5 protein-coding genes are annotated in these 4295 nt (G+C 65.3%); 3 read left to right on the top strand and 2 right to left on the bottom strand.

Annotation, left to right across the window (positions count from 1 at the left end):
• Together VK519_RS03045 and VK519_RS03040 are read left to right on the top strand one after the other, a co-directional pair.
• The coding region (locus VK519_RS03045; RefSeq protein WP_324347549.1) for a ketopantoate reductase C-terminal domain-containing protein at window positions 1-573 on the top strand (573 nt) is incomplete at its 5' end.
• A gap of 65 nt (window positions 574-638) precedes the next feature.
• Complete coding sequence (locus tag VK519_RS03040; protein ID WP_324347547.1) at window positions 639-887, top strand: hypothetical protein; 249 nt, start codon at window positions 639-641, stop codon at window positions 885-887.
• Window positions 888-903: 16 nt separating this feature from the next.
• Here the strand turns inward: VK519_RS03040 and VK519_RS03035 are convergent, their stop codons facing one another.
• Entirely contained in the window at window positions 904-2787 is a 1884-nt protein-coding gene (locus tag VK519_RS03035) for an LTA synthase family protein (protein WP_324347545.1), read from the bottom strand.
• A gap of 26 nt (window positions 2788-2813) precedes the next feature.
• Window positions 2814-3707, bottom strand: a complete 894-nt coding sequence (gene rbsK, locus VK519_RS03030; protein ID WP_324347543.1) for a ribokinase — start codon at window positions 3705-3707, stop codon at window positions 2814-2816.
• A gap of 88 nt (window positions 3708-3795) precedes the next feature.
• Here rbsK and VK519_RS03025 point away from each other — a divergent pair.
• On the top strand, window positions 3796-4295 hold a 500-nt coding region (locus VK519_RS03025), incomplete at its 3' end, for an alpha/beta hydrolase (RefSeq protein ID WP_324347541.1).

The raw sequence follows: 4295 nt of genomic DNA, 5'->3' as shown, positions 1-4295 counted from the left end.
CTGGGTGGGCTAAGCGTGATCTCGGCGAGCCTGGATGCAGAGGGTGATGTGCTCCATCACAATGATCTGGATCTGCTCAGTTTCGGCGAGCTCGATGGCTCCCGTAGCGTGCGCGTAGGTGCCATCGAAAGCGACCTGCTGAAGACACGCTTCACCGTCCAGGCACCGGACGACATCCAGCTGGCGATGTGGGAGAAGTGGTGCTTCATCGCTTCGCTTGCGGGTATCAACTGCCTGATGCGTGCTTCCATCGGCGCGGTCATCGACGCTGGCGGTGTGTCACTTGCACTCAAGCTCTATGACGAGTGTGCCGCGGTCGCCGCGTCGCAGGGTTTTGCCCCGCGTGCTGAAGTACGGCAGCGTGCACGCGCTGCGCTTTCCGCGCAAGGCTCATCGTTGACGGCGTCGATGCTCAGGGACATCCAGCGGGGATCGCGCACCGAGGGCGAGCATATCCTCGGCAGTCTGCTCAGGCGTGCAACGTCGTCGAACATTGACGCACCGACACTGGAAGCTGCAACGGTGCATCTTCGCGCCTACGAAAATTCCCGCGCAAATACCACACAAGCCTAAGCCGGGCACGGAGCGCGCCAGCAGGCGCGCCAACGCACACTCAAGCCTCCGCGCGAGTGTGTGCCATGAACTCGTTATTCCTGTCCGTTGCCCTGTCCACGCTTGCCGCAGACACGGGAAGCATCACTTTTCGGGGCGCCGTCGTCGCGCCAACCTGTTCGTACCGTCATGTCGCCAACCCTCATATCGTCGATGCGGGAGATTGCTACCAGGGCACAAGGCCCATGGTGACCGAACCCTCCACGGAGCCGGACGCGGCCACCGTGGCGCTGGTGGGCATGAACATTCCCACCTGGCGCCTTACCTACCGCTAGGTATCAGTCCGGTGGGTCAGCCCAGCGGCTGGTCGGGACTTACCCGGTAGCGCTGGCCCATGTAACTGGCGCTGGCCCATAGCGCCTGGGCGAGCGCCTCGCGGGCAAGCAGCGGATCCACATCCATGGGTGTCATCGTTTCGGTGGTCCTGTCATAGGCGAACTGCACCGGTGCACTGTCCGGCTGCATGACCAGCAGGTCCGTGCCCTTCATGTAGCCCTGGTTGTCGCTGTACTGCATCACGGCGCGATCCGGGTCGCGCTGGGTGAGGTCCGCGCCTGGCATCGGGTGCACGCAATCGACACCCATCAATGAAAGCAAGGTGGGCGGAAGATCCATCTGGCTCACCAGCCGTTCGTCGCGGCGGGGCGCCACGCCGCTTCCCACGATCAATGCAGGGATGTGGAAATGACGCACGGGAACCAGGCTCGCCCCGTGCACGCGGGCGTCGTGGTCGGCCACCACCAGGAACACGGTGTTTTTCCAGTAGGGGGAGTTCCTGGCGCGGTCGAAGAATTCGCCCATGGCCCAGTCGGCGTAGCGCACGGTGTTGTCAACCGTGGCCGGGTCACCATCGAGCGGTATGCGGCCGGCGGGATATTCCCACGGCGTATGGTTGCTCACGCTGAATGCCACGCTCACTGTTGGCGTATTGCCGTCCTGCATCAGCCGGTGGTGCAGTTCATTGAACATGTCTTCATCGGACGCGCCCCACGAACCGGTGAAGCCAGGTTTCACCGCGAACTTCGGCAGGTCCACCACGTCGTCGAAGCCATTGCCCAGGCAAAAGCTCTTCATGTTGTCGAAGTGGGCTTCGCCGCCGTAGATGAAACGCGAGGCGTAGCCGAACTGCTTCAGCAATCCGGCGATGGTGAAGAAATCACGCTGGCTGCGTGGAAGCTTCACCACCGCCTCGGCGGGGGTGGGCGGGAAACCGGTCATCACGGCCTCGAGGCCGCGCACCGAGCGCGTGCCGGTGGCGTAGGTGCGGGCCAGCAACCAGCCTTCGCCGGCCAGCGCATCGAGCCTCGGGGTGAGGCCGCGGCCTCCCAGGCAACCGACGAACTGCGCGCCCAGGCTTTCCTCGATGATGATCACCAGGTTCGGCCTATCCCCGCGCTTCACGCTGGGCAGCTGGCGATGCTGCATGTCGCCATCGGACCTGCCCCAGGCTTTCGCCACCGTGGCCTGCACCTCATCCGCGGGCATGCGCCCGTACACGGCCGAGGCAGGTTTGTCGCTGCGCATCACCATGATCGCGTTGGCCACGACGAAAGCGGAGTTCAGCGGCAACTGGTTGATCATCGCGTCGCTGCAGAAAGCCACCTGCGCGGCGTTGATCGGCCGGTGCCCAAGGCTGCCGCGGCCGAGCGCGAACAACACCACGAACAGGGTCAGGGTTAGTGCCGCCTTCTGCCACCAGACCAGCGCGGGATCCGGGCCGCCGCCATGGATGAAGGCAAGCCCGACCCAGCACAGCAGCATCGTGACCACCAGGCCGCCAAGCAGCATCGCCTTGAAGCCGCGCCACAGCATCGTGGACACCTCACGGGGATTGCCCAGGTATTCAATGAACAGGCGATTGGGCCGCGTGTCGTACTCGATGATGAACTGCGGCGTGCAAACCTCAAGCAACACCACGATGCACCACCACACGGAGAACCATGCCCCGACGATCCATACCGCCCACGGCTGACCACCAAGCCATGGCGCCAGCAGGAAGGGAAAACCCGCGACCATCGAGAAGAAGCTCAAGTCGATGCGCAGGCCGCCCCGCATCACCGGCCACAAGCCACCGGCGGCGTGCACACGCGCACCTTGCCAGGCGGCGAACGCCAGGCGGCACACGGTGGTCAGGAGCACCGCGGCAAGGAAGAAGCGCCAGCACAGTGAGAACAAATCAGGTGGTCCTTGAAGGCAATCGGCTACTTTACCGCGGACGCGAGGGCTTCGGTTTCACGTAACGACGGCATGCCGCCCTGCGCGCCCAGCCGCGATACCGAAAGCGCCGCCGCGGCGCACGCCAGGCGCACGGCTTCGTCGATGCCGCGATCCAGGAACTCCGCCATGGCACCGTTGAACGTATCGCCTGCGCCTGTGGTGTCCACGACATCCACCGAGAAGCCAGACTGGTGTACCGGCTCGCCACCGTCGCGGTACCACGCGCCTTCGCTACCGCGCGTAAGCACCACCGGGCACGGTGCCCGCGCCATCAGCGCGCGGAAGTTCCCGTCGGGGTTTTCGCCAAGCACACCGGCCAGTTCATGCTGGTTCGGCGTGAGGTAACGAACGCGTTTGAGCAGCGCCGCGGGAAGGCGCTGCGCTGGCGCGGGATTCAGGATGACCGGCACGCCGGCCCGGGTGGAGACCTCGACCGCCGCTTCCACCGCCTCGAGCGGGATTTCCAGCTGAAGCAGCACGGCGTCAGCGCCATCGAAGGCGGCGGCGGCATCGAACACCTGGGCCGCGGTGACGCGGGCATTGGCTGCGGGGACCACCACGATCTGGTTCTCACCGCCGGCCACGGTGATCGAAGCGGTGCCGCTTTCCGTATCGTCCAGGCGCTTGACGTGCGTAAGGTCGATGCCTTCGCGTTGAAGGCCCGCGTGTAGCTGGTCGCCAAAAGCATCACGGCCGAGCGCTCCCACCAGCGACACGCGTGCGCCCAGGCGAGCGGCGGCCACCGCCTGGTTGGCGCCCTTGCCACCGGGCACGGTAAGGAAGCGTTCGCCCATCAGGGTTTCCCCGGCGCCGGGAAAACGTGCGGCCACCGTGACCAGGTCCATGTTGATGCTGCCCACCACGACGATGCGTGCCATGCCACCGTTCCTTCACCGCGTCTGCGATCACGGCGCCTAGGATAGTCGATGCGTTAGCATGCGCGTTCCCAAGGCTGCCCCCTCGCCCATGATCCCCGAGACCGTCGAACACGAAACCGGCCCCGCCCCTACGCATTCCATCATCTGGCTGCACGGCCTGGGCGCTGATGGCAACGACTTCGCGCCGATCGTCCCGGAGCTGGTCGATCCTTCCTGGCCCCAGGTCCGTTTCGTTTTCCCGCATGCCTCCGTGCGCCCAGTGACGATCAACAACGGCATGCCGATGCGCGCCTGGTACGACATCGAAAGCTTCGATGAAGCCGACCGCCAGCGCGCGCCGGGGATCCATCATTCGATCGCTGCCGTCGAGGCCCTGATCGCCCGCGAGAACGACCGCGGCGTGCCGGCGCACCGCATCGTGCTGGCCGGATTCTCGCAGGGCGGCGCGGTGGTCCTGTCGGCGGCACTGCGTTATCGCGAACGACTGGCAGGCCTTGTCGCCTTGTCCACCTATCTTCCGTTGCGGGATACCCTGACCGCGGAAAGCCATCCGGCCAACGCCGGTTTGAAGGTGTTCTGGGGTCATGG

Source organism: Pinirhizobacter sp., from assembly GCF_035317885.1.
GTDB lineage: Bacteria > Pseudomonadota > Gammaproteobacteria > Xanthomonadales > Rhodanobacteraceae > Pinirhizobacter.
This window is presented reverse-complemented; position numbering and strand designations above follow the sequence as displayed.

Excerpts from the sequence above, each read along its gene's own strand:
- VK519_RS03040 (WP_324347547.1), top strand. The coding sequence starts at position 639 with ATGAACTCGTTATTCCTGTCCGTTGCCCTGTCCACGCTTGCCGCAGAC.
- rbsK (WP_324347543.1), bottom strand. The coding sequence starts at position 3,707 with ATGGCACGCATCGTCGTGGTGGGCAGCATCAACATGGACCTGGTCACG.